A 449-nucleotide genomic window follows, 5' to 3' on the forward strand; every position below is an offset into this window, starting at 1 on the left:
ACCGCCTTTCTCCGACGACGAGTTCCCCGGCGAATATGGCGTCGGGGGCAGGCACGACCTGGGCGGCGGGCAGTAGTTCACGCTGCCAGGACCAGCGCGGAAAGGTGTAGAGGGGCTCTCCGCCGCCGGTGACCGTCAGGCGCCAGGTGATCGCGCCCGCGGTGCCTTCCAGCAGCCGGGGCGTTGCCCGCACCCCCGGCACCTCGAAGTACGCCTCGCCCTGAGGCGGTGAGGAATCCGGGGCCCCGAACCGCTCGGTGACCGGCGGTCCGTCCGGCGGGAATACGGATATCCAGCCATGCGCCCGGGCCGGGCCGTCGTGCTTGGGTGCCACCACTTCGTGGTGGATCCACACGCCGGTGCCGGTACGGGGATCGGTCAACGTCGCGTACCAGACTTCGAGCCGCCCTGGGCGGCCGGTCATCCGCGGCGGGTAGAGCGAGTTCACG

The 449-nt window shown here is 71.3% G+C and carries 1 protein-coding gene; it reads right to left on the reverse strand.

The annotated features are described in order from the left end of the window. On the reverse strand, positions 1–449 hold a 449-nt coding region (locus tag AC1DYK_RS35790), incomplete at both ends, for a hypothetical protein (RefSeq protein WP_478170584.1).

Source organism: Variovorax sp. P2_H12 (assembly GCF_056403395.1).